28 protein-coding genes and 1 tRNA gene are annotated in these 21,535 nt (G+C 45.0%); 11 read left to right on the top strand and 18 right to left on the bottom strand.

The genetic code is table 11. The features are described from left to right. Nucleotides 1-17 precede the first annotated feature (17 nt). Nucleotides 18-182, bottom strand: coding sequence for a DUF5652 family protein (locus tag Q7S83_01775; GenBank protein MDO8466848.1), 165 nt, complete (start codon nt 180-182; stop codon nt 18-20). A gap of 179 nt (nt 183-361) precedes the next feature. Between Q7S83_01775 and Q7S83_01770 the strand changes: the two genes are divergently transcribed. After that, nucleotides 362-432, top strand: a tRNA-Gln gene (locus Q7S83_01770). Here the strand turns inward: Q7S83_01770 and dnaX are convergent. Together dnaX and Q7S83_01760 are read right to left on the bottom strand one after the other, a co-directional pair. Next, complete coding sequence (gene dnaX / locus Q7S83_01765) at nt 433-1,539, bottom strand: DNA polymerase III subunit gamma/tau (GenBank protein ID MDO8466847.1); 1,107 nt, start codon at nt 1,537-1,539, stop codon at nt 433-435. Between the two features lie 321 nt (nt 1,540-1,860). Next, complete coding sequence (locus Q7S83_01760) at nt 1,861-2,610, bottom strand: NUDIX domain-containing protein (protein MDO8466846.1); 750 nt, start codon at nt 2,608-2,610, stop codon at nt 1,861-1,863. A gap of 209 nt (nt 2,611-2,819) precedes the next feature. Between Q7S83_01760 and Q7S83_01755 the strand changes: the two genes are divergently transcribed. The 7 genes from Q7S83_01755 (at nt 2,820) to Q7S83_01725 (ending at nt 9,264) form a co-directional block, all read left to right on the top strand. Further along, a complete protein-coding gene (locus Q7S83_01755; GenBank protein MDO8466845.1) occupies nt 2,820-4,013 on the top strand; it encodes a putative glycoside hydrolase in 1,194 nt (397 codons plus the stop codon). Nucleotides 4,014-4,022: 9 nt separating this feature from the next. Further along, nucleotides 4,023-4,736 carry a segregation/condensation protein A gene (locus tag Q7S83_01750; GenBank protein ID MDO8466844.1) on the top strand — a complete coding sequence of 238 codons (714 nt, stop codon included), beginning with the start codon at nt 4,023-4,025 and terminating at the stop codon, nt 4,734-4,736. Then, nucleotides 4,729-5,319, top strand: a complete 591-nt coding sequence (locus Q7S83_01745) for an SMC-Scp complex subunit ScpB (GenBank protein MDO8466843.1) — start codon at nt 4,729-4,731, stop codon at nt 5,317-5,319. Before Q7S83_01750 ends, Q7S83_01745 begins: the two co-directional genes overlap by 8 nt. Nucleotides 5,320-5,373: 54 nt before the next feature. Further along, the gene (locus tag Q7S83_01740; GenBank protein ID MDO8466842.1) at nt 5,374-6,291 is read left to right on the top strand and encodes a serine hydrolase; all 918 of its coding nucleotides are present in this window, start codon (nt 5,374-5,376) and stop codon (nt 6,289-6,291) included. Between the two features lie 25 nt (nt 6,292-6,316). Next, a complete protein-coding gene (gene mraY / locus Q7S83_01735) occupies nt 6,317-7,366 on the top strand; it encodes a phospho-N-acetylmuramoyl-pentapeptide-transferase (protein ID MDO8466841.1) in 1,050 nt (349 codons plus the stop codon). A gap of 47 nt (nt 7,367-7,413) precedes the next feature. Continuing rightward, on the top strand, nt 7,414-7,743 hold the full coding sequence (locus Q7S83_01730) for a hypothetical protein (protein MDO8466840.1): 330 nt from the start codon (nt 7,414-7,416) through the stop codon (nt 7,741-7,743). Between the two features lie 417 nt (nt 7,744-8,160). Next, nucleotides 8,161-9,264, top strand: coding sequence for an isocitrate lyase/PEP mutase family protein (locus Q7S83_01725; GenBank protein ID MDO8466839.1), 1,104 nt, complete (start codon nt 8,161-8,163; stop codon nt 9,262-9,264). A gap of 31 nt (nt 9,265-9,295) precedes the next feature. On the opposite strand, the gene Q7S83_01720 is transcribed toward Q7S83_01725, so the two are convergent. Beyond that, on the bottom strand, nt 9,296-10,042 hold the full coding sequence (locus tag Q7S83_01720) for a TIGR00730 family Rossman fold protein (GenBank protein MDO8466838.1): 747 nt from the start codon (nt 10,040-10,042) through the stop codon (nt 9,296-9,298). Between the two features lie 316 nt (nt 10,043-10,358). Between Q7S83_01720 and Q7S83_01715 the strand changes: the two genes are divergently transcribed. Further along, a complete protein-coding gene (locus Q7S83_01715) occupies nt 10,359-11,081 on the top strand; it encodes a metal ABC transporter ATP-binding protein (GenBank protein ID MDO8466837.1) in 723 nt (240 codons plus the stop codon). Next, nucleotides 11,065-11,841 (top strand): metal ABC transporter permease, encoded by a 777-nt coding sequence (locus Q7S83_01710; protein MDO8466836.1) that lies wholly within the window; start codon nt 11,065-11,067, stop codon nt 11,839-11,841. Before Q7S83_01715 ends, Q7S83_01710 begins: the two co-directional genes overlap by 17 nt. Nucleotides 11,842-12,071: 230 nt before the next feature. Here Q7S83_01710 and Q7S83_01705 read toward each other — a convergent pair whose 3' ends face one another. From Q7S83_01705 to Q7S83_01670, 8 genes are all read right to left on the bottom strand, one after another. Further along, nucleotides 12,072-12,545: a hypothetical protein gene (locus Q7S83_01705; protein ID MDO8466835.1), complete on the bottom strand. Its 474-nt coding sequence runs from the start codon at nt 12,543-12,545 to the stop codon at nt 12,072-12,074. Then, nucleotides 12,545-13,021 (bottom strand): DUF5671 domain-containing protein, encoded by a 477-nt coding sequence (locus Q7S83_01700; GenBank protein ID MDO8466834.1) that lies wholly within the window; start codon nt 13,019-13,021, stop codon nt 12,545-12,547. The genes Q7S83_01705 and Q7S83_01700 overlap by 1 nt, the downstream gene beginning before the upstream one ends. 100 nt (nt 13,022-13,121) lie before the next feature. Then, entirely contained in the window at nt 13,122-13,571 is a 450-nt protein-coding gene (locus Q7S83_01695; protein MDO8466833.1) for a hypothetical protein, read from the bottom strand. Between the two features lie 19 nt (nt 13,572-13,590). Further along, nucleotides 13,591-15,219, bottom strand: coding sequence for an FAD-binding oxidoreductase (locus tag Q7S83_01690; protein ID MDO8466832.1), 1,629 nt, complete (start codon nt 15,217-15,219; stop codon nt 13,591-13,593). A 33-nt stretch (nt 15,220-15,252) separates the two neighbouring features. After that, the gene (locus tag Q7S83_01685) at nt 15,253-15,645 is read right to left on the bottom strand and encodes a Gmad2 immunoglobulin-like domain-containing protein (protein MDO8466831.1); all 393 of its coding nucleotides are present in this window, start codon (nt 15,643-15,645) and stop codon (nt 15,253-15,255) included. Nucleotides 15,646-15,652: 7 nt separating this feature from the next. Then, nucleotides 15,653-16,129, bottom strand: coding sequence for a cupredoxin family copper-binding protein (locus Q7S83_01680; GenBank protein MDO8466830.1), 477 nt, complete (start codon nt 16,127-16,129; stop codon nt 15,653-15,655). 59 nt (nt 16,130-16,188) lie between these two features. Further along, nucleotides 16,189-16,779 (bottom strand): non-canonical purine NTP pyrophosphatase, encoded by a 591-nt coding sequence (locus tag Q7S83_01675; protein MDO8466829.1) that lies wholly within the window; start codon nt 16,777-16,779, stop codon nt 16,189-16,191. Between the two features lie 39 nt (nt 16,780-16,818). Continuing rightward, nucleotides 16,819-17,661, bottom strand: a complete 843-nt coding sequence (locus tag Q7S83_01670; GenBank protein ID MDO8466828.1) for a deoxyribonuclease IV — start codon at nt 17,659-17,661, stop codon at nt 16,819-16,821. Between the two features lie 114 nt (nt 17,662-17,775). Here Q7S83_01670 and Q7S83_01665 point away from each other — a divergent pair, with 114 nt between their 5' ends. Beyond that, entirely contained in the window at nt 17,776-18,264 is a 489-nt protein-coding gene (locus tag Q7S83_01665) for a hypothetical protein (protein MDO8466827.1), read from the top strand. Nucleotides 18,265-18,374: 110 nt separating this feature from the next. On the opposite strand, the gene Q7S83_01660 is transcribed toward Q7S83_01665, so the two are convergent. The 6 genes from Q7S83_01660 to Q7S83_01635 are packed head-to-tail and all read right to left on the bottom strand — an operon-like array spanning nt 18,375 to nt 21,502. Further along, on the bottom strand, nt 18,375-18,536 hold the full coding sequence (locus Q7S83_01660) for a hypothetical protein (protein ID MDO8466826.1): 162 nt from the start codon (nt 18,534-18,536) through the stop codon (nt 18,375-18,377). A 50-nt stretch (nt 18,537-18,586) separates the two neighbouring features. After that, nucleotides 18,587-18,928, bottom strand: coding sequence for a methionine--tRNA ligase subunit beta (locus tag Q7S83_01655; GenBank protein ID MDO8466825.1), 342 nt, complete (start codon nt 18,926-18,928; stop codon nt 18,587-18,589). Next, complete coding sequence (locus Q7S83_01650) at nt 18,925-19,131, bottom strand: hypothetical protein (protein MDO8466824.1); 207 nt, start codon at nt 19,129-19,131, stop codon at nt 18,925-18,927. The genes Q7S83_01655 and Q7S83_01650 overlap by 4 nt, the downstream gene beginning before the upstream one ends. A gap of 2 nt (nt 19,132-19,133) precedes the next feature. Further along, the gene (locus Q7S83_01645) at nt 19,134-20,042 is read right to left on the bottom strand and encodes a trypsin-like peptidase domain-containing protein (protein ID MDO8466823.1); all 909 of its coding nucleotides are present in this window, start codon (nt 20,040-20,042) and stop codon (nt 19,134-19,136) included. 19 nt (nt 20,043-20,061) lie between these two features. Then, entirely contained in the window at nt 20,062-20,760 is a 699-nt protein-coding gene (locus Q7S83_01640; protein MDO8466822.1) for an RsmE family RNA methyltransferase, read from the bottom strand. A 4-nt stretch (nt 20,761-20,764) separates the two neighbouring features. Then, nucleotides 20,765-21,502 carry a class I SAM-dependent methyltransferase gene (locus tag Q7S83_01635; GenBank protein ID MDO8466821.1) on the bottom strand — a complete coding sequence of 246 codons (738 nt, stop codon included), beginning with the start codon at nt 21,500-21,502 and terminating at the stop codon, nt 20,765-20,767. Nucleotides 21,503-21,535 lie beyond the last annotated feature (33 nt).

The following is a 21,535-nucleotide window of genomic DNA, read 5'->3' as shown; positions in this document are numbered from 1 at the left end:
TTACACGATTTTAACGTTTATTGCTTTACTTCTGCAGGCGCCTCGTTCTTCTTGCTGAAATGATAGATATAAAGAATGTCCAAAATTCCGGCCGTATTGAGTATCAATAGAGCAATAAACCAATTACGGTCTCCTTTTTGAGCCGCTTTCCACATCGACATTCCCTTCCAAATAGAGACCATACTACGAAAGCCAAGCTTAAAATCATTCCCGCCCCCATAAGCGGTGTCCAGAGGCTCCAATTCATCGTTGAAAAATTAAAATTCATCATAAATATATTATACATAACTACGGAGGAATAAAAATCCCAGCAATCCTCAATGATTGAATGAATGGCTTTTTTGAGTTAAAGTAGGTTTATTCCGGGGTCGTCTAATGGTCGGACGCATCCCTTTGAAGGATGATATTGGGGTTCGATTCCCTGCCCCGGAACTATTTCTGCAAATTCTCAATTATCGCGATTTCCAGCGGGACGATTGCAAAAGGGGAGTAGCGCATTTCGCTGTAGGCGCGGATGAGGGATTTTATGAAATTAATGTGTTTATCGGCGACGACTTTCACGCTTTGCGCTTTCATTTTTTCCAATTCTTTTTTCGTCAGTTCGTTTTTATATAACTCATCCAGCTTTGGGTCAAATTTCAGACTCAACAACCGGCGCCAGTAATTTATCAGTTCCTTGTTGAAGTCCACTAAGTTATAGCCGCCCGAGTTCAGGTCGGAAATATATTTCAAAGCGCCCGCTAGATCGGTGGAGAGTACCAGTTCGGAGAAGTCGGCAGTGCGAGCGAGGCCCACTTTGCCGATAATTTTTTCTATATCTTCAACGGAGATCTCCGTTTTGATGCTGGCCATCTGGTCCAGCAGAGATTCGGCGTCGCGCAAGCTACCTTCGGCTGAGGCGGCAATCAATTCTATGGCATCTTCGGCGACTTTGAATTTTTCCGTGGCGGCAATCCGGTTCAACTTCTCAATAATTTCTTCCACGGTCAGTTTTCGGAAATGAAATCGCTGGGTGCGGGAGATGATGGTCGGAGGGACCTTTTCCAGTTCGGTGGTCGCCAAAATAATTATCGCGTGCGCCGGCGGCTCTTCCAGAGTTTTCAAAAGCGCGTTAAATGCGTCGCGGCTCAACATGTGGACCTCGTCTAGAATGACCACCTTGTAGTCGTAAGAAGAAGGGGAGAGGCGGATGCCTTCGCGCAGTTCGCGCACGTCGTCTATGCCGCGGTTGGAGGCGGCGTCAATTTCAATTACGTCTAGCGCCCGGCCGGAATCTATCTCCGAACAGTGAGCGCATTTGTTGCAGGGTTCGCCTTTCTGGCCGAAAGCTTTGTCTTCTTTGCGAGTCTCGCAGTTGGCGAGTTTGGCAACGAGGCGGGCGACGGTGGTTTTGCCGGTGCCCTTTGGGCCATAGAAAAGATAGGCGTGGGCGATTTTATTTTGCCGCGCCGCGTTGCGGAGTACCTCGATTATTTCTTTTTGACCCAAAAGCTCGTCAAAACTTTTCGGGCGGTACTTTCTATATATAGCGAGTGCCATACGGCAATGTCTAAATACCCTCCTTTACCAATTGAAGGCTACGACTATAGCCTAGATTTCGCGAAGCGACGATGAAAGCGTAGACTCTACCCTGAAGAGGAGCGACAAAGAAATCGGCTATAGTCGTGCCTCCCGGATGGGTAAGGAAATTTTTATAAACTCCTTCGTTGCTCAAGCTTGCAGTAGAGTCTACAGCTACACTCTCGCGCCTTGGAGATTGAATAAAAATTTCTCTTATCAATTGGGAAAAAGGGTATTTGGACATTGCTATTATTCTATAACAAAAGTAAAAAAACCGCCCCTGTGGGGGGCGGGTGATTGTTAGTCTTGAATCAATCCAAGACGGCGCAGGTGTTTTACGTAGATGTAGTCGGGTTTGCCGAAAGAGTTCTTGTAATTTCTTCCGCGCTCTTCGAGATATTCGCGCATCGCCCACATCCAGCCGTCTACGTTCCCGGCGATCTCGTTGCGAGTTCCTAGATCATCGATGTTGAGGATGTCGGCGGCATCTACCTCAAACAGCCAGGTCGTATGAGTCCCACCGTCGCGGCCATTTTCTGGCGTCGGCTGGCCGATCATTTTTATCAGGCCGAATTTCTTTGCGGCAGAGGCATATTCCGTGATGATCGCATTGCGTTCCTCAACAGCCGGCTTCAGCCGAGGATCTTCGATCTTCAGTCGCTTGATCTCCCTTGTGAGACTGTCCAGCCTTTCCGGCATTTTTTCAAACCGGTGAATGGTGAGAACTTTTTTCTGATCTTCCTCGTTCATATACTCCAGATAGCCGAACTCATGCTCGCGTCCGATAAATTCTTTCATCAGCTCTCTGACGACATTGAGGAATGCATTGCTTTCTTCAAACAACTCACGGAGCGTTCCCTCATACTCATTTTCATCTTCGCGAACTCCACCGCCCGGTGTTCCCCAGCCAACATTCTTGGGTTTGCCATCGGGCATTGGCTTGGAAAGATTGTGCACGAGAAGCAACTCGATCCACTCACCATCTTTGCCTTTCTTCACCAGCTTAACGAATCCCGTACCTTTCGTTCTAGCCTTCTCTTCTCTGGCCATCTGCCGCCTCCTTCATCTGAAACTTATTGAAAATTGGTAAGGACTTGGCACCACGCCAAATCTCGCTACCGCCATCCTACAACACTTTCTCGAACCCGTCAATACCTAGGAGTGTCATAGGACAAATACGTCACATAGGACTTATAAGTCTTATTGGCAGTCGGCCTCGGGTGAGGTAAAATTAAGGTAAATTCATGCGCGTGAGGAATATGATAATTTCAATAGGGATATTTTTAGCCGGCCTCGGGCTTTTTTTATTTTCACAGGAATCCAATAAGATAATTATTCTATCTACGGAAGACATGGGGGTAGAGAAAAAAGTTGCTCCGGCGGAACCGGTTGTTCCAAAAATTGTTGATATTGCCCCGCAGAAGCCACTGATCAATCCTCCGGAAAAAATCAAAGCTATCTACGCTACTAGCTGGTCAGCCGGCAGTGAAAAAAAATTAAAATATTTAATTGATCTGATAAAAGAAACGGAATTAAATGCGATAGTTATTGATATTAAGGATTATTCCGGTTACGTGGCATACAACACTGATTTAGAGCTTCCTAAAAAATACGACGCTATTGAAATTAGAATTCCCAAGCTGAACCAACTAGTGAAGCGTTTTCATGACGAAGGAATTTATGTAATCGGCCGTATTTCGGTCTTTCAGGATCAACGTCTGGCCTTGGCCCGTCCGGACCTCGCTCTTTATAGTTCTTCAACCGGAGGACTATGGAAAGATTTCAAAGGTTTGATGTGGATGGATACGGCTTCTACGGAAGTTTGGCAATACAATGCCGATATCGCTAAAGAGATTCTGGCCAGGGGAGTGGATGAGGCGAATTTTGATTATATTCGTTTTGCTTCCGACGGCGATATGGATGATATCAAGTATCCTTTTTGGGATGAGAAAACTTTAAAAACGAAAATCGTTCGGCAATTTCTTGAGTATCTTCACGCGCAGATTCCTGACGGTAAAATTTCCGGTGATTTGTTCGGATTGGTGACTATAAACAAAGACGGATTGGGCATCGGTCAGCATCTGGAATTCGCTCTGCCGTACTTAGATGCCATCGCTCCGATGACTTACCCATCTCATTACTTCACGGGATTCATCGGATTTGAAAAGCCGGCAGAGTATCCTTATGAAGTGATAAAATACTCTATGGACACTGCGGTGAAAAGAATTGAAGAATTTAAAGTCTATGCTTCTACTACTCCGATTCGGGCCAAGCTTCGGCCGTGGTTTCAGGATTTTGATTTGGGGGCTGACTATGACGCCGTGAAAGTGAAGGCCCAGATTCAGGCTTGGGAAGATTCAGTAGCCGGCCACCCCGATCTTGATGGCGGCTGGATGCTTTGGAACGCATCAAACATTTATACTAAAGATGCGCTGAAGCCTGAAACGCCATAGGAATATTTTATGACCAATTACGAAGTTAAAACACAACAATTTGCCGGGCCACTTGGGAAGCTGCTGGAATTAATCGAAGAAAAAAAGTTGGAGATCACCGCCGTCAGTTTGGCGGAGGTTACTGCCGACTTTTTACGATATGTGAAAACGTTAGAGAAAACGGCTCCAGGAGTGATTGCCGATTTTTTGGTGGTGGCGGCGAAATTGGTGCTTATAAAATCAAAAGCGCTTTTACCGATGTTGGAGCTTTCTAAAGATGAGGAAGAAGATATTAAAGATTTGGAGGGCAGATTGAGAATTTATCGCGAGTTCAAGCAGGCGAGTGGGTTCATTAAAAATCTTTGGGATAGGAATGTTTCCGCCTATGCGAGGCCGTTGTTTTTTAGCTTAGGCGAGCAATCAATTTTTTATCCTCCGGAAGATTTGAAAATTTCTGATCTGGCTCGCGCCGTGAATAATCTGGCGGCAATTTTAAAAGTATTGTTGCCGGAAGAGCAAACCGTCAAAAGGACGGTGGTAACTATTGAACAAAAGATGGAAGAGCTGTTAAATAGATTTAAAGATGCTGGTCAGCACAGCTTTCGCACAATGTCCGGCCAGAAGGCTCGGCATGAAGTAATTATTTTATTTTTGGCTATTCTGCATCTTTTGAAAGAGCGTATTATTAATGTTGAACAGGGGAGTCAGTTTGAAGACATGGTTATTCAAAAATCTAATGGCTGAAATAATAGCTAAAATTGAGGCGCTACTTTTTATCTACGGAGATGCAATTGGTTTAAAAAAGATTGCACAAACTTTAAAGGCTTCTGAAGAAGATGTAGAGGCGGCGCTTAAGAAATTAGCGGAAGAGTTGAAGGCCGGGAATCGCGGACTTTTTTTGGTTTACGATAAAGAAAAAGTTCAACTAACTACCAAGCCAGACTTCTCTTCTTTGCTGGAGACAGTGATGAAAGAAGAATTGCGGGAAAATCTGACACCGGCCGCCCTAGAGACGCTTTCCATCGTCGCTTATGCCGGCCCGATGACTCGCGCAGAGCTGGATTATATCCGAGGCGTCAATTCCAGCTTCAGCTTGCGGAATCTTTCTATCCGAGGGCTTGTGGAGCGTTATCCTGACCCGAAGAGGGGGAATGTTTATTTGTATAAGCCTAACTTCGAGCTTTTGAAGTTTTTGGGCGTGGCCAGAGTTGAAGATTTACCTGATTATGAAAAATTCCAGAGCCTGATATCAAAATTAAGAAATCCCGCCGAGGTTGGTCCACCCCCAGCGGCACCCGAGACTTCAGCTGGTCTCCCAACCGAATGAACCCACGCTTTATGTTTCAATATTTAAATCTTTAAATAATAAAAATATTCTACAATGACCAAGGAACACAAGGAGCATAATTTTCACGGTTTATTTTTTACGATTGTGGTTTTTATTTTGGTTTTAGCCGGAGGCGCGCGCGGGCACAGTCAGCGTGAGCAGATCCGTCAGGCTGATAGAATATCAGGTGTTATCTCGCGAGATAACATACTAGCCAAAGCGGTCGTTATTCCTGATCTGATTTCCAAGAGGGGCGCTTTATTAGTGAAAGTAACAGAGTCGGCAATTCTTACCCCCTCCATTTCAGGAATTTCCGCCTTAGTACAAGAAATTGGAATTATTAAGCCGGTGTTTAGTTTTAATTCTCAAAAACAATGGTCGGCCGCCTCTTTGGCCAAGTTAGTTACGGCCGTGGTGGCGATCGAAAATTTAAGCAGTGATCAGATTATTAAGGTGAGCCCGGCTGCAATCGCCACGGAAAGTTCTGCCGGTAATTTAGTCAGCGGGAAATCTTATCCACTTATGGATCTTTTGAGGGTGATGATGGTTTTTTCCAGTAATGACGCAGCAGTAGCTATCGCAGAGCATTTCGGGAAAGAAAATTTTGTATCGATGATGAATAAAAAGGCATCGGAGATGGGAATGTCTAATACCCGATTCTTTGATTCAAGCGGACTTTCGCCGCTGGATTTGACCACCGCAGAAGATTTGAATCGTCTTGTGAATTATATATTCACAAGACATATAAACCTATTAACTCTCTCGCAAGAAAAAATCGAAGGCGCGACCCATCCTTTTGCGGGATATTCTAATTTTATCGGCGGGAAAACCGGATTTATTGATGAGGCAGGTGGTAACTTGGTATCATTATTCAATTATCGCAACCGCGCGTTCGCGGTCATCGTTCTGGGAAGCAAACAGCGGGCGGAAGATACTGAGATTTTAAGTGACTGGTTTCTAGTCGATAATTAATCAATAGCAACTAATTACCACCCCAATGATTGTTCTTCAAGCAGTCCGAGTCATAGGTCTTTCGCTAGTGTCATTTTTAGTGGCATTGGCTTTAACGCCCTTGATTTCCAAGCTGCTTTATAAATTTCACGCCGCAAAACAAATTCGTTCCAGTGAATCTGCTCCGATATTTTCCAGCTTACACGCCAAGAAAGCCGGTACGCCGACGATGGGCGGCTCGATTATTTGGATTACGGTCTTAGGTTTAGCAATGTTTTTTTTGATTCTCGATCTTCTTTTTGATGGATTCTGGACCTATTTAAGTTTCGTGGATCGGGCTCAGACTTATTTGCCGATTGCGGCTATGTTTATCGCGGCAATCTTAGGATTATCTGATGACATACTTGGGGTTCTCAAGATTGGACCCTACGGAGGGGGATTGAGGATGACTCAGAAACTGGTCCTCTATCTCACCTTGGCGATAGTTGGTTCGCTTTGGTTCTATTATCGATTGGATTGGAGCGTTCTTCATATTCCTTTGGTTGGAAATCTGGAAATTGGCTTATGGTATATACCGCTATTCGTATTTATTATCGTAGCCAGCGCTTTTTCAGCCAATGAGACTGATGGCTTGGATGGTTTGGCTGGAGGGGTTTTGCTTTTCGCTTTTTCGGCGCTTACGGTCGTGGCCTTCGCCATCGGTCGCTATGATTTGGCAGCTTTTAGCGGCGTTACCATCGGCGCCCTGCTCGCGTTTTTATGGTTCAATATCTATCCGGCCCGCTTTTTTATGGGAGACACCGGTTCGATGTCATTGGGAATAACCATGGGCGTAATCGCGATGCTGACCAACACCACTTTACTACTACCGCTGTTCGCTTCGGTTATGGTGTTCGAATCTTTCTCTGTTATCGTGCAGGTTCTTAGTAAGAAGTTTCGTGGGAAGAAAGTTTTTTTGTCGGCCCCTATTCATCATCATTTTGAAGCCCTGGGTTGGCCGGAAACTAAAGTTACTATGCGTTTTTGGATTATCTCCGCAATTTTTAGCGCGCTTGGCCTGGTGTTTTTCTTTTTGGAAAAGTATTTGATTTCTTAGCGCATTTTGTTTAAATTGACTCTAGAACATTGAGAGGGAGGCAGAATGTGGCCATCTGGACATCATGTGCTCAAGGTCTTAAAAGCGCCTATTACCGACTTAAGAAATCCTATCTGGAGCTGGCAATGGTCCGTGATGGCTTTTCTTTCACACTTTGCGCTGGGCTTTTTGCTGGGCTGGCTGCTGTCTTCATTGATATCGATCATTTGCCGATGTTGTGGGGCGGGCCGGATCGAGTACTCCATACGCCACTATGTATTTTGGCTGTGTGTGTCGCTATCTATTGTAGTGCACGTATTGGAAGACTACTTGTTGGGGTGGTTTTAGAAAATCGCCGGAATAAGAAAAGGGGGCGTCGCCATGAATCTTTGCGGTAATTGCGGATATAAGATGGGTTCGGTAGCGAATTTTTGTGGGATGTGCGGAGTGATTCTACCGGTAGCTAAAAATCCGCCTTCCGAGGAAGAGCGCAGTGATACAGAGCAATGGCGGGAGCCGGATGAGAATGGCGTTTGCTCGAATTTCTTTCATAGCCTAATTAGGGCTTGTGAAGGATGGTGCTCTCTCTGTAAAATTTTCTGCAAACGGACCGACCATAGTCGTCATCAGAAATCCTCTTTCGAATATTGTCCGGAATGCGGCATAAAATTTAAGCAATGACCCCAAGTAGGGGTCATTTTTTATTTATAGTGAGCCTGTTTACCCTGAGCTAGTCGAAGGGCCGAACTATAGTTGATTTGCAGGAGGGAAAAGTTTAGAATATTCTCAGTTCTTAATTAGTTAAGAGGTTGACCATGGGATCCAAAGATTTCATGGAAAAGGACTTCGAAGTTCTTTTCCAGTGCCGACACAAGCGTCCTGGGGATGTGTTTATGAACACGCTCAAGCGCGACGGCTGTATTATTGCTCCTGGCGTTTATAACGCCATGGGTGCCTACATCGCCAAGGAAATCATGCTAAGGCGAAAGGCTGTCAGTCAACCCTGTGTTTTCAATGGAGTCTACATCGGTGGCTGGTCAATCAGCGCAATGAATTGGCGCCGTCCTGATATGGGATTTCATGATCGCACCATGATGAGCCTGATGGCTCGTTATGCGGTTTCATCGGCCTATCCCTTGCCAACAATCGTGGACGCAGAAACTGGCTTCGGAACCGAGGTAACTCTTCCTGAATTGGTCGAGCTTTATCACCAGATGGGTGTGGGTTTGGCTCACATGGAAGACCAGGACTCTGAAGCGACTCGTCGCTGTGGCAATCTTGGCGGTAAGCAGTGTATCGCGCCAGAGAAGATGGTTGCCAAGATTCGTTCTTGGTTGAATGTTTCTAAAGCTCTCGGTACCTCGATGCGTCTCATGGTTCGCACTGATGCTCTGACAGCGGTGGGCGGTGGCATCGATAACGCACTCGACCGAGCTAAGCGCTACATGGATGTGGATTATCGGGGTTTGCGCCCAACTGTGCTTTGGGCGGACGCTATGATTGGCAAAAAGCAGATTGAGCGTTGGGTTTCGGAAATGCTCAAGCATGACCCGAAGATGATCTTGGGTATCAACTACTCACCCAATAAAGATTGGGTGAGTTACTATCGAAAAAATCACAATTGTTTGCCCCCGACCTTCAACGAACTGCGCGATCTTGGATTTAAGGTGATTTGGCACACAATCCTTCAGGCGCGTATCGATATGGAGGCTACGTGGAGGGGATTTGTACAAATGGCTGAGGATGGCCAGCAAGTGCTTTGGGATCTTCATGAGCGTCAGCGCAACCATCCGGTCGGTGATTCGCAGGAAATGAGCGGCGCTAAGATTTGGCAGGCCTACGAGCAGTTTATTGGCGGAGATGAAGCCAAAGAGCGCTATGAAAAGTCTGAAGGCTACAAAGGAGAGATTAAGAAATAAAACAAAACCCCCTCGAAAGAGGGGGTTTTTATTAGAATTCTTCGCGGGGTTTAGATTTCTTAATTATCTCGAAAGCCTCTTTCGCGGTATCTACAATCGTGTAGAGCTCCAGATCTTCGGCATCGATTGTCTTGTGCTGCAAGAGGAGTTTCTCGCGCATCCATTTATCGATATCTCCCCAGAATTCTTTTCCTACCAAAATTATCGGAATTTTGTCATAAATCTTTTTTGTTTGAACTAAAGTTAAGATTTCAAAAAGCTCATCTAAAGTTCCGAATCCACCGGGAAAATAAACATAAGCCTGCGAAGCGAAAGAGAGCATTATTTTTCTGGTGAAGAAATAATAGAAACCATGACTTTTAGTTACATATTCGTTGATGCGTTGCTCAAAAGGCAGTTGGATGTTGATTCCGATAGAGTCGCCCTTACCCTCAAAAGCGCCGCGGTTACCGGCTTCCATAATACCCGGTCCGCCTCCTGTAATTACGCCAAATTTGGCCTTAGCGAGCATTTTGCTGAGCTCTCGAGCCACTTCATACCAGCGGGTTCCTTCATTGAGGCGGGCAGAGCCGAAAAAAGTAACCGTATTCTTTAGGTCAGCTAAAAATTGAAAGCCGTCCACAAATTCCGCCATAATGCGGAAGATGCGCCAGTGGAAAGAATGACGCCAATCTTTCGGGTGGAGATGGATCGGCAATTCTTTCGCCGGAACCAATAATTTATCTTTCTCGCTCTGAGCTTGCCGAACGGGCTTATCTTGTTTTTTATTTTTTTTCATTTTGGTAATGACTAAATACCCTCCTTTTCCAATTGAAGGCTACGACTATAGCCTAGATTTCGCGAAGCGACGATGAAAGCGTAGACTCTACGCTGAAGAAGAGCGACAAAGAAATCGGCTATAGTCGCGCCTCCCGGAAGGGTAAGGAAATTTTTATCAATCCCTTTGTTAAGTTTATTGGTCATATGTTTATATGACGGCATAAACAAGCCTCGGGCTTGAGTAAAAATTTCTCTTATCAATTGGGAAAAAGGGCGTTCAGTCATTACTGTTTATTTTACCATATCTTAGTTATACTGAAAGCAATGACTTATTTATGCCTGCAATACTTAAAGTTCAAGATCTACGGGTAGTTTTTGGGGGCGAGCCGGTGATTAGTAATCTCTCTCTGGAGGTAACAAAGGGAGAAGTAGTCGCGGTAATCGGTCCGAATGGAGCCGGAAAGACCGTATTCTTCCGGGCGCTTTTGGGTATTTTACCATATGAAGGAAAAATTGATTGGATGCCGAATGTAAAGGTGGGATACGTGCCTCAAAAGCTATCCATTGATAGGGATTTGCCGATGAGTGTATTGGATTTTTTGCGCTTGAAGGGAGCTTCAGAAGCGGAAATTTATGAAGCCTTAGAATCTGTGGGAATGCGCCGCGGAGAGTCTGCCGATCAACATCATTTCCGGAGGCATGTTCTGGGCGCGCGCATTGGTGAGCTATCGGGAGGTCAATTTCAGAGGGTGATGATAGCTTATGCTTTAATGAATCACCCCGACGTTTTACTTTTTGATGAGCCGACCACCGGCATTGATATTGGCGGCGAAGAGACAATCTATAATCTACTTGGGAAGCTGCACCGCGAGCATGGCCTCACTATTATTTTGATTACCCATGATTTTAATATCGTATATCGTTATGCCGAGAAAGTTTTGTGTTTGAATAAAGAGAAAGTTTGTTTCGGTTCGCCGAAAGAGGCTTTGAATCCGAAAATTTTGGAAGAGTTGTACGGATCGCAGATAGGAATTTACCCACATGAGCACCAACATTGATTCTAATTTAATCGCCAGTATTTTAGTGGGTGTATTTGTGGGGGCGGCTTCGGCTTACCTTGGTTCTTTGATGGTCTTGAAGCGCATGGCATTAGTGGGGGATGCATTATCGCACGTTGCCCTGCCCGGCATTGGCATTGCCCTTACTTATGGTATAAATCCCTTCTTGGGGGCGTTTTCTGCCTTGGCGGTAGGAGTATTCTTAGTTTGGAAACTAGAAGAGAAAACGGATATTCCCGCCGAAGCGATTGTGGGTATTATTTTCGCCGTGGCGCTGGCAGTCGGCATCTTGGTGACTCCGGAGCCGGAATTACTGGAGTCGTTGTTCGGCGATATTAGCAAGGTTAATTTGATGGACGCAATTTTGGGAGTCGTTTTGTCGCTGGTGGTTCTGGTGGCAACTTTTGCAATTCGTCGCCGGATTTTATTAGACATAGTTTCGTCGGATCTCGCCCGGTCCCAAGGAATTAACACGCGTGTCTGGAATTTTGTGTTTATGGCGTTGGTGGCGGTGGTTGTGGCGTTGGGCGTGAAGGTAGTAGGAACTTTATTAATGGGCGCGCTGGTTGTTATTCCGGCTGCTGCTTCAAAGAATATCGCGAAAAATTTCAGCACCTATGGCTTTATGAGCGTAATACTAGGATCGGTCAGTGCCTTGGGTGGCATTCTATTGGCGTTTACTTTCAATCTCCCCCCCGGGCCGTTGGTAGTCTTATCCAGCGCGGCCGTATTTCTGTTATCGCTGTTCGCAAAAAAATAACTACGCCTCCCAACATGAGTGAGGCTACTTTTTGTTCTCTTGGTGTCTTGGGGCTTGGTCGTGTTGCTTTAAGGAACATCTCGGAGGCGGTTAAGCTTGGTTCGTTCGTTATTATTTTACGAACGATTAACCGCCGAGAGAGAAGAAAGCCCCACCGTTGGAGTGGGGCTATTCTGTGTCCGAGAAGCAATACGAACAAGCCTTTTGTAAGAGAGCAAAAAGTAGCCGAGCTACTTCTTGATTGGGGTCGGGCGGTATATCTCCTTATCGATAGTTCTATCAAAGCAAACTTCTCCTTCGCCATGTTGCCAATTATCTTGCGCGTACGGCTCTGCGTAGTACATTGCCGGTATAGGCTTCGGGCTAATATTTGAACGGGTTGAAATTAGACTTGGCTTTGCAAATACGGCGCATAATTTAAAGCTTTCCGCTCCCGTGACGGTGTAGGTATAAGGCGCGCCGGTTTCGGGGTCGCTCGGGATGCGCACGCCGCGGATATCGTCTTCTAATTCAGAAAGCATCTTCGGCAATCTTGCTTTGTTAATCCAAAAATTAATTATTTCCGATTGAATCATTTGAAGACTGGAGAGCCGTTGATTGTCTTGCTCGAAAAGGCGGGCAGTTTTTGGTGAGCCGACGATAAAGAAACCGGCTACTACCGATGTCGCGACAATTGCGATAATTGTATAAACGTAGTATTTCATTACTCAGCTTTTTTATGTTTTAACTCCCAGATGTAGTAATAAAAAACATTTCCGGATACAAAGAATACAGCCAGTACCTTCAATAAGAAGCGCATCGTTAATTCACCGTTGAGAAGATTGTTAATCAGACTTACTAAGTCGCCGATGATAATCAGCGCGGCGACAAAGAGCGTGAAATAGACTAGCCACTTTCGGACCCAGATTTTTTTCTTGGCGGGAGTTTTGTCGTAGGATTTATTCAAAAACCAGGTGGCGATAATATAGGTCGGGAAAACTATAATTAGAGAAGAAATAGACCATCGAATCATCCGATAAGCGGACTCTAGTTGATAATAATTATCTCCAGCTACGGCATCGGGGAAGAGCACATTCACATATTGGAAAATCAGCACTAAAAAAGCGATTCCGCTCGTATATAGCGAAACAATTGATAGGAGGTGTAGGAATACATCTTTCGGGGAGGTCTTTGCTTCCATTCTAATAACTATACCATTTTATCTCTAATTTTATAAGTCTGGTACACGTAACACAAAGCCATAAAAAAATCCCTCATTCTAGCGTGAATGGGGGATTAGACTATTTCTTAAAGTGAATCGGTTTTAGTTGGCTGGCGATGCCCATCGCGAGAGCGATAATTACCAAGTTTTTTATTATGTACTGCCCCTCAAGAGTTGGAACAAGGAAAGAGCTCCAGGCAATTTCAGGCAGGAGAAATAGCGGCATTCCGGTAGTAATCATGTGCGGCACCAAAAGCAGGATTGCCAGCCTCTCTAGGCGAGGAATGGCGAAACAGATTCCGATTAGCATCTCAAAGATTCCGAGACCGATTATGAATTCGTTAAATCCAATGAAAGGGAGGGTGTTGTGTAGTAAGTTTTCAACCAGTGGATTAGCCGGACTTGCATCAAAGAGCTTTAGGGCACCAAATCCGAAAAAAACCACAAATAATGCGAGGCGCGCCACAAAAGGGAAGGCGGCGCTGATTTTGGAGATTATTTGCCGGTCAAGTTTTTCGAGGAAGTGCATATAGTATTTTTTCAACATGCTATTTCTCCGCTAGGTGTCCCATAGAATATTCTATACTAACATCTACTTTTTTGCCCGGGTTAAATAGATTGTCCGGGTCGAATATCTTTTTGGTTTTTCTGAATAATGCCATCACCTTTTTGCCGTACATTTTTTCCAGAAAAGGCGTGCGGATCAAGCCGTCGTTGTGCTCACCGCTCATTGAGCCGTGAAATTTGAATACTAAATCATAAACCTTCTCGGACAGCTCCGGAATAATTTTTCTGGACTCCGGATTGGTCATGTCCATCAATGGAATAATATGGAAATTGCCGTCGCCAATGTGGCCGGCGACCGTATAAACCAGCTTGTATTGGGCCATTATTTCGTTTAATTGCGGCAGAAATTCCGGAAGCTGTTCGGGGCGGACGGTCATATCGTCTATAAACGGAGCCGTATGTTTACCTTTGATGTGATGACGAAGCAAATTAAAGCTTTCCCGTCTGATTACCCAATACTTTTTCGATTCCTTGTCGCTTTTTGTGATTCTGGAGCGCACAGAAAATTCTTTGAGGGCAGTTCTGGCATTAGTGGCGCGACGTGTCACGTCCTCCTCCGAATCACCGGCGAATTCAGCAATTAGAATCAATTTTGGTATACCGCCGGTAATGGCGGTCCAAAATTCCGGCAAGAAGCTCCATGCCAGAGAAAATAGATTAGTTTTCATTAGCTTGATGAAGTCCGGTAGATATCGGATGGCTAATTTTAGAGTGTTGTCGTCGTAGGATTCAAAGCTTTCCGGCTTGTAGGAAAGTACAATATTTATAATTTTAGCGAGCGGCTTCAAGTCTTTCAAAAATATCGCCAGCATTTTAGTGTGCGGTTTTGGTTTGACGAGCCGGAATTTGATTTCAGTAGTGATGCCGAGAGTGCCTTGGGAGCCGACCAAAAGCTTAGTCAGATCAAAGGTTTTTTTATCCCAAACATTCCAAAGATAATATCCGGAGGAATTTTTTGAAACCTTAGGTTTTGCGGCCTGCAAAAGCTCATAATTTTTATCTATTAAAGTAAAAATTTCTTTATAGATTTTCCCCTCGATTGTTTTTGAGTCCAGCTTTTTTTTCAGCTCTATTCCGGCAAGGGGCTTCACAGTGTATTCGTTGCCATCCCGCAAGATTACTTTTAGCTCTTCAACGTATTTTTCAGTTTTCCCATACGCTAAGGTTTTTTCTCCGCCGGCGTTATTGCCTACCATTCCGCCAACAGTGCAAATTTCTCGGGATGCCGGATAGCACGGCAAAATCCACCCTTTCGCCAGAGTGGCCTTTTCAAAATCACGGTAAAAAGCTCCTGGTTCAGTGACTGCATAGCCATTGCCCACCTCTTTTATGTGATTGAGGTGTTGATTCACGTCCACTATGACCGATTCGCTAAGCGGGCCGCCGGTCATGCAAGTACCACCTGAACGGGGGGTAAGGGAAATCTTTTCCTTTTTATGCTTTCCCGCGAATTTTACAAGATTTTTAATGTCTTCCGTGTTCTGGGGAACGGCTACAATCGCCGGTTTTACCACAAATAAGCTGGCATCCCGGCTGTATTTTTCTAGAGTTGAGTTGTCGTCAAAAACTTCCCCTTTGAAAAATGATTTAATTTCTTCTTTTAAGGACATTCCTACCAGTATAACAAAAAACCGTTAACGGAATTATCGGAATCTAACTGGGATTCGAATTTCGGCGTCGTGCTCCGGTAAACCCGAGGGATTGTCTTTTTGCAGTATCAAAGTGCCGGTGTCGGTCTTTGGGGCGATGAATTCCATCTTTGTGGAGAAGGGGACGAATCTTTCCGTCATCCACTCATCCAGGGCCTGCACCGGAATGATAGCGATTTCTTTCCCATTTCCGTCCAGTAATCTTGCGGGGAAAGAAGCTTCAAAGTACCAAAATCCGCGGGCCTGACCGCTGATAGTTACCGGGCTGGTGATGATCGAATCATTCTTTGGAGAATAAACCTCAATTAAACTTTTTGGTGTAAACCAAAAGATTAATGCCGCGATTGCTGCAATTAAAACGGCAACTAAGAAATATATCCTTTTCATCTGGAAACTATTCTACTACTATCTCCCCCTTCATGTAAGGATGTGGAATACAGTGATAGGAATACGTGCCTGGAGTATTGAAGATGTATTCAAAGCTCTTGCCTTGGCTTAAAATTTTACTGGCGAAAAGGCCGGTGTCGCTGGTAACAGTGTGGCCGGCGGCATCAAAGTTGGTCCAGGTTATTTTTGTGCCGGCTTTGACCCGGACAGTTTCCGAAACGAACCCGAAACCTCGTACGGCTACTTGGATATTGGAGGTAAAGGCGGGTTCTTGCGGTTTAATAGAGCTCGGAGCCGGAGTTGGTCCGCCAGCTGGCGGAGGAGCCGGTTTTATTCCGCCGGTTGGTGGAGTCGGTGGAATGATGTTCATTTGCGCGGGTGGCGGAACGGGCGAAGGGGTAACCGCTGTTTTATATCCCCAATTGTAAACTGCAATAGCGATGCCGGCGAGAATTAAAACGGCGCCAATTATATTTTTATTCATTACCATAATGATAATTGGTGCCGCTCTAAGGCTCAATCGAAAAGTTGTCCACTGAAGTTTTAGAGAAGAAAGGGGAGTAATTTTTCTAATGCCTGCTTGCGGTGCCCAATCTTCGCTTCTTCGTTCATAGTCATCTCGCCAAGTACTTTATCTAGTTCTGGCACATAGAACATTGATCGGAAGGGGAATCCGGTAATTATAGTTTCGGTCGGCTTATCGGTAATAATTCCACGCATTGTGCCTTCTGCGGTTACTATGTCTTTTCCGGGAATTTTTAGAGCCATAACTACCCGGAATTGAGCTCCACGTTGTTCTTTCGGCACGCCCTGCATTTTTTCTTCAATCAGCTTTACGAGCTCATCATCGGTGGCGCGGTGGCCCGGCCAGCGTCGTGATTTAACCCCCGGTTCTCCGTTGAGGTGGTCGATTTCTAAACCTGAATCCTCCGCAATCGTCGGGAATTCTGTGAGTTTTGAATAAAAAGCCACTTTCAATCTGGCATTTTCTTCAAATGTTGGGGCGTCTTCCGGAGCTTCTTCGGTAACTCCCAAATCCTGTAGCGTAATTACTTCCAGCGGCAGATCTTTCAGCAATTCCTTGTATTCCAATATTTTACCGGGATTTTGTGTAGCGACCAAGAGTTTCTTCATAAGAGTAATTATATTTTAAATCTGGAAATATTGAAATGTTTAAAACAGCGCTTTCAGTTTCTCAATATTTTCTTTATCCGGCCCCCGGTCATCTTCGCCCGGAACCTCCAGCAGCCATACCTTGCCGTGCAGTCTTTTTTCCTTCGCTAAATTTGTGAATCCCTTTTTTCCAATTTCGCCCTGCCCGATATTTTCATGCCTATCGTTATGTGATTCAAAAATAGTTTTTGAGTCATTGGAGTGCAGGACTTCGATATTACCGATGCCGATTTTTTTATCCCAGAGGTTGAAGAATTCTTCAACTTTTTTCGCTGACTCATATCCGATCATTCCGGCTTCAAAGGCATGCGCCGTATCGAAACAAAACTTAGCCCTTGGTGAATTCACGCCTTCAAAGATTTCCGCCAGCTCTTCCAGGGTTTTTCCTAATTTATTGCCCCCCCCGGCGCTGTTTTCTAATATTAGGCGGGCGTTTCCCGGAACCTTTTTTAAAACTTCGCGGATTCCGGAAATCAGATTTTTTAGGCCTTTTTCGTGGCCCTCTTCTCCAAAAGAACCAAGATGGAAAATTAAGCCTTCGGCATTCAGGGATTGGGCTATCTGATAATGCTCGGCGAGGCTCTTAATGGACTTTTCTCGGTTGATGGGATTTGGGCTTGTTAGGTTGACCAGGTAGCCGGCGTGCAGATATACCGGTGGCGAGCCGGCATTGGTTTTTTTAGAAGTAAAATCCTGTATTGCCTCCGCAGTCGGCATTTTGGTGAACCACTGTTGGGGCGAGGATCCGAAAATTTGGATAGCCTTTGCTCCCATCGCCGCAGCGTTTTCAAAACATTTAGAAAGCCCTCCATTGGTTGATACGTGTGCACCTATTATTGGCATTGTAGGATATTTTATTATTTAAAAATTTAAATATTTAAAGAAGGCTCTTACTCTTGATTTAAACATATTTTCAGCGCAAAATTTAGTCAGAAGATTAAAAAGAGAGGAGGCGGCATGTCGACCGTTGATCGCGGCAGATCTTTGTTCGAAGAATTTCTTATTTTGTCGGCGAATGCCTCTCTACTCCGAATGAAAAAACTTGCTGAAGAGGAGAGGCCGAATTCCGCGACGGGTTTTCATGCCGCGGTAATGCCAATCTGGAAAGAGGCGCAAGCAAACCTTTTTGCTCTTCTTCAGATAACTAAACCTCGATTTGGTATTACCGAGATAGAATCAGTCTTTTTCCGTCTGGTAGCCGAATTGAATGGCATCCTTCCGATGGATTATCCGTTCGCCTTGGCATTAGCCACTTTCACCGGCGAAGATCCCCGCAGGCTGATTATCTCGGTGATTCGGAGAAAGATGATTCCCGGTTTGCACGATTGTCTAAACCCTAAGTTGGCTATTCGTATGGCGGCGCAAACCAAAGAAGAGTTTGATCAGAATCTTGGTCGCACCATCTCTTTCTATCGATTTCCGGAAGAGCAGGAAGAGTTCATTTGAAATCCCCGCATTGCTACGGGGATTTTTTTACCTACTGCTCCAAATTTTCAATTCAAAGAAGCAAAAAATTTGGTAAGCAGTAGCAATCCTGAGCATAGCGTAGGATTACATTATGCCTGCTTGTCTTTCTTTTCGAACTCTCCTTCGTGCTTTCCGTCAGTACAATCACAATGCTTCAGATCTTTTTGATAATCCGGGCATTTAGGATCCCCGCACTTACTTTCTTTTTCCGCTACCCCTTCGCAGCCGCCGAGGCAAATGTAGTGATGCATGCCTTCAATATACAATAACTAACGACTAATGACTAATGACTAACAACTAATCAACCAACTACAGATCCCGGAGGTACTTCCTTTTCCGGAATAAGAATTACCGGGCCATTTTCGTCTTTTGCGGCGAGGAGCATTCCTTGGCTCTCGATTCCCATTAAAGCTCTGGACTCCAGATTAGCGACAATGGTGATTTCTCTGCCCGCGAGTGTTGCCGGATCATATACTTTCCCAATCCCGGCTACGATCTGCCTGCTTTTGGAATTACCGGCGTCATCTTTATCCCCGGCATCCAGCTGAAGCTTTAAAAGTTTATCCGAGCCTTCTATCCGCTCGGCGGAAAGAATTTTGGCAATCTTTAATTCAATTTTAGAAAAATCTTCAAAATTAATCATTTTTTCTTTTTGGCGAATAAAAACGAAATTAATCCGATTATTCCAAAAAATAGAACGCCAATCAGGCAAAAAGCGACCAGAATGAATAGCGGCAGAATTGCGGCTAAACCACCGGCGCCTTGCGATAATTTGGCCACATAGTAGATGCCTAGCAAGAGCGAGCCAGTTCCTAGCGCGAACATCAGATATGAAAATAGTTTCATAGTTAGAAAATTTCTCCGGATTTTTTAATCATTTCCCAAGATTGGATTTGACCCAGAGATTCTCCGGTGCTTAGGTTTTGCCCAAGCTCTCCGCCGAATTTAGTCCAAGTTGGTATACCGATTACGCAGCGATGTTTATTATCTACCGCCAATCCGCCGGAGTTGCCGAAATCAATTTTGGCAGAAGTTTTATATCTTGGCCCCCATTTAGTTTGTAGCACTCCGCTGATAATTCCATCAGTGATTGTTAGGGTTTTCCCGCCGAAGCTTGGGTATCCGAATAAAGTAATCGGGTTGCCGGTTTTGATATCTGCTGGAGCGCAGAAGGGAATCGGGAAGACCCCGAACTTTTCCGTCACATTTTGCGCGTGCACTAGCGCCACATCAACATCCGGATAATTGCTGTCATATTTGCCCACGAATGCCGGCCGCGTTGCTCCAAGTTTTTCATAAGTTGGGCTAGTTGGTAGTCGGGCGGTACAGAAAGAGGTCGGATATCCGGTGACGTGTAGGTTGGTCGTAATCGCTAAGCCACTTTCCGTGCTTTTTACCAAGCCGATGGTTCCGGATCCCGCCCGATCCCCTGCGCTATCTGAATCCCTACATTGAACATAAACGATACGTGCCATTAGGTTCTGCAATAAATCCTGCGGTAGAGACAGGCCTTCCAATTCCCCTTGAGACTTTTCCAATTCTTTGGATAGGGTTTTGTTTTTATCCTGAAGATTCGAGAGAGAGGCGGTGGTTTTGTTTTGTATATTGCCGACGGAGCGTTCTAAGAGGGCCAGTTGAGTTTGTGTGGCCTCCAGTTGGTAGGTTAACTGCTGATAAGTCTTGTAACCCACAAAAATTGCGCCGGAGGCGGTTATTAGGGCGATTATAGATGTCAGGGCGAAAACTAGTCTTTTCATCAGGATTAGCCTACACCTTTTATCGGTTGAGTACCAAGTAGGAGGCAATCGAGGCCGCAGTTTCTGCTCGGAGGATAAGTTTTCCTAAAGAAGCCATAGTAAATTGATTTTTTTCCGCTGATTCAGTTTCCAGTTCATTCCAGCCACCTTCCGGTCCGATAAAGATGCCGACTTTCGGGGGCAGTATTTTTATTTTGGCTATCGGCAATCCGCTGGGGCGGAAAAATATATTCGCGTTATTCGTTGAGGCATGCTCAAAGGCTTTTTCAAAAGATAGAGTCGGGTGAACTTTCGGAATAATTCCTCGGCCGGATTGCTCCGCCGCTTCTTTAACTATTTTCTCTAAACGAGGAAGATTGATCGCTGTTTTGACCGTTCGCTGGCCGATAATCGGCACTATTTCAGAGATTCCCGCCTCCACCGCTTTTTGGGCGGCGAGTTCAAAGTTTTCCTTTTTTAATATCGAGCAATAAAGAATCCCATAGATTTCCGGTTCGTTGGTATTTTCCTGTGTACGCTTGATAATCAAAGTCGCGGCTCCTCTGGAAATTTCTTCTACGCAAGCCAGCGCTTCATTTTTCTTTCCGTCTCCAAGTAGAATTTCATCGCCGGTTTTTAGGCGGAAGACGTTCTTTAGCTGGTTTACCAAATCTCGGTCGCTGATTTTTAAATATTCTTTCGATAAATCGAAATCGCCGATAAATCTGTGCAGTCTCATATATCTACAGTTTAGACGCTTCAATAAACAAAAACAAAGGAATTTCTTTTCGCGCCACATCTTCCGCCTTGGCCCTAGGCCCCATCTCGCTTTTTTTGTTGGACTCCCATTCCTCAAGTGCGCTCACCACAAAACCGGAATTTTTTAGTAATTTGAAATACGTTTGTAGCGGCCTATGGAATGAGATGGTATAATCTTTCGGGTCTTTGCCCATTCCTATTGAGGGGTGCATGGCGATTTTTTCTTTTGACTCGGATAAATAGCTATCAATGCGGCGATATTGGATTTTTTTCGTGTCGTCCCAGCCCCATTCGCTATTTTTCAAAACTCGGAAGGCCGGATGGGTTATTACTATATATAGCTTGCCGTTAGTTTTAAGAATACGGGCGCATTCCGCCAGTATTTTGTGAGGGTTATCCATATTTTGAAGAGCCAGTACGGCCGCCACCTTATCGAATTCCGATTTTTGCAAAAAAGGCATATCCTCGGCCGAACCAACGCAGGACTTCAAGCCGGGATATTTCTTTTTCGCCTCCGCTATCAAAGCTTGAGAAAGCTCTACGCCTGTTACCTCCGCTCCTCTTTTCGCGAATTCATTAGCAAAAAAACCCGGACCGGACCCGATATCCAAAATATCTTCATCTTTCTTGATGTTCATCAGTCGGAGCAGGTTCGGCAAAATCAAAGTTTTTTGATAGTGGCCGATGACAGTTTCCACGCCCCAAGATGTGTCCTTTTTCATATTGGCAATGTCTAAACTTACAACTAACCGCTA

The sequence above is a fragment of the bacterium genome, assembly GCA_030646995.1.
Lineage (GTDB): Bacteria > Patescibacteriota > Minisyncoccia > UBA6257 > WO2-44-18 > JAUSKF01.
This window is presented reverse-complemented; position numbering and strand designations above follow the sequence as displayed.

Bases quoted from the DNA above. Each gene is read 5' to 3' on its own strand.
- Q7S83_01775 (MDO8466848.1), bottom strand. From the start codon at position 182: ATGGTCTCTATTTGGAAGGGAATGTCGATGTGGAAAGCGGCTCAAAAA.
- dnaX (MDO8466847.1), bottom strand. From the start codon at position 1,539: ATGGCACTCGCTATATATAGAAAGTACCGCCCGAAAAGTTTTGACGAG.
- Q7S83_01760 (MDO8466846.1), bottom strand. From the start codon at position 2,610: ATGGCCAGAGAAGAGAAGGCTAGAACGAAAGGTACGGGATTCGTTAAG.
- Q7S83_01755 (MDO8466845.1), top strand. From the start codon at position 2,820: ATGATAATTTCAATAGGGATATTTTTAGCCGGCCTCGGGCTTTTTTTA.
- Q7S83_01750 (MDO8466844.1), top strand. From the start codon at position 4,023: ATGACCAATTACGAAGTTAAAACACAACAATTTGCCGGGCCACTTGGG.
- Q7S83_01745 (MDO8466843.1), top strand. From the start codon at position 4,729: ATGGCTGAAATAATAGCTAAAATTGAGGCGCTACTTTTTATCTACGGA.
- Q7S83_01740 (MDO8466842.1), top strand. From the start codon at position 5,374: ATGACCAAGGAACACAAGGAGCATAATTTTCACGGTTTATTTTTTACG.
- mraY (MDO8466841.1), top strand. From the start codon at position 6,317: ATGATTGTTCTTCAAGCAGTCCGAGTCATAGGTCTTTCGCTAGTGTCA.
- Q7S83_01725 (MDO8466839.1), top strand. From the start codon at position 8,161: ATGGGATCCAAAGATTTCATGGAAAAGGACTTCGAAGTTCTTTTCCAG.
- Q7S83_01720 (MDO8466838.1), bottom strand. From the start codon at position 10,042: ATGAAAAAAAATAAAAAACAAGATAAGCCCGTTCGGCAAGCTCAGAGC.
- Q7S83_01715 (MDO8466837.1), top strand. From the start codon at position 10,359: ATGCCTGCAATACTTAAAGTTCAAGATCTACGGGTAGTTTTTGGGGGC.
- Q7S83_01710 (MDO8466836.1), top strand. From the start codon at position 11,065: ATGAGCACCAACATTGATTCTAATTTAATCGCCAGTATTTTAGTGGGT.
- Q7S83_01705 (MDO8466835.1), bottom strand. From the start codon at position 12,545: ATGAAATACTACGTTTATACAATTATCGCAATTGTCGCGACATCGGTA.
- Q7S83_01700 (MDO8466834.1), bottom strand. From the start codon at position 13,021: ATGGAAGCAAAGACCTCCCCGAAAGATGTATTCCTACACCTCCTATCA.
- Q7S83_01695 (MDO8466833.1), bottom strand. From the start codon at position 13,571: ATGCACTTCCTCGAAAAACTTGACCGGCAAATAATCTCCAAAATCAGC.
- Q7S83_01690 (MDO8466832.1), bottom strand. From the start codon at position 15,219: ATGTCCTTAAAAGAAGAAATTAAATCATTTTTCAAAGGGGAAGTTTTT.
- Q7S83_01685 (MDO8466831.1), bottom strand. From the start codon at position 15,645: ATGAAAAGGATATATTTCTTAGTTGCCGTTTTAATTGCAGCAATCGCG.
- Q7S83_01680 (MDO8466830.1), bottom strand. From the start codon at position 16,129: ATGAATAAAAATATAATTGGCGCCGTTTTAATTCTCGCCGGCATCGCT.
- Q7S83_01675 (MDO8466829.1), bottom strand. From the start codon at position 16,779: ATGAAGAAACTCTTGGTCGCTACACAAAATCCCGGTAAAATATTGGAA.
- Q7S83_01670 (MDO8466828.1), bottom strand. From the start codon at position 17,661: ATGCCAATAATAGGTGCACACGTATCAACCAATGGAGGGCTTTCTAAA.
- Q7S83_01665 (MDO8466827.1), top strand. From the start codon at position 17,776: ATGTCGACCGTTGATCGCGGCAGATCTTTGTTCGAAGAATTTCTTATT.
- Q7S83_01660 (MDO8466826.1), bottom strand. From the start codon at position 18,536: ATGCATCACTACATTTGCCTCGGCGGCTGCGAAGGGGTAGCGGAAAAA.
- Q7S83_01655 (MDO8466825.1), bottom strand. From the start codon at position 18,928: ATGATTAATTTTGAAGATTTTTCTAAAATTGAATTAAAGATTGCCAAA.
- Q7S83_01650 (MDO8466824.1), bottom strand. From the start codon at position 19,131: ATGAAACTATTTTCATATCTGATGTTCGCGCTAGGAACTGGCTCGCTC.
- Q7S83_01645 (MDO8466823.1), bottom strand. From the start codon at position 20,042: ATGAAAAGACTAGTTTTCGCCCTGACATCTATAATCGCCCTAATAACC.
- Q7S83_01640 (MDO8466822.1), bottom strand. From the start codon at position 20,760: ATGAGACTGCACAGATTTATCGGCGATTTCGATTTATCGAAAGAATAT.
- Q7S83_01635 (MDO8466821.1), bottom strand. From the start codon at position 21,502: ATGAAAAAGGACACATCTTGGGGCGTGGAAACTGTCATCGGCCACTAT.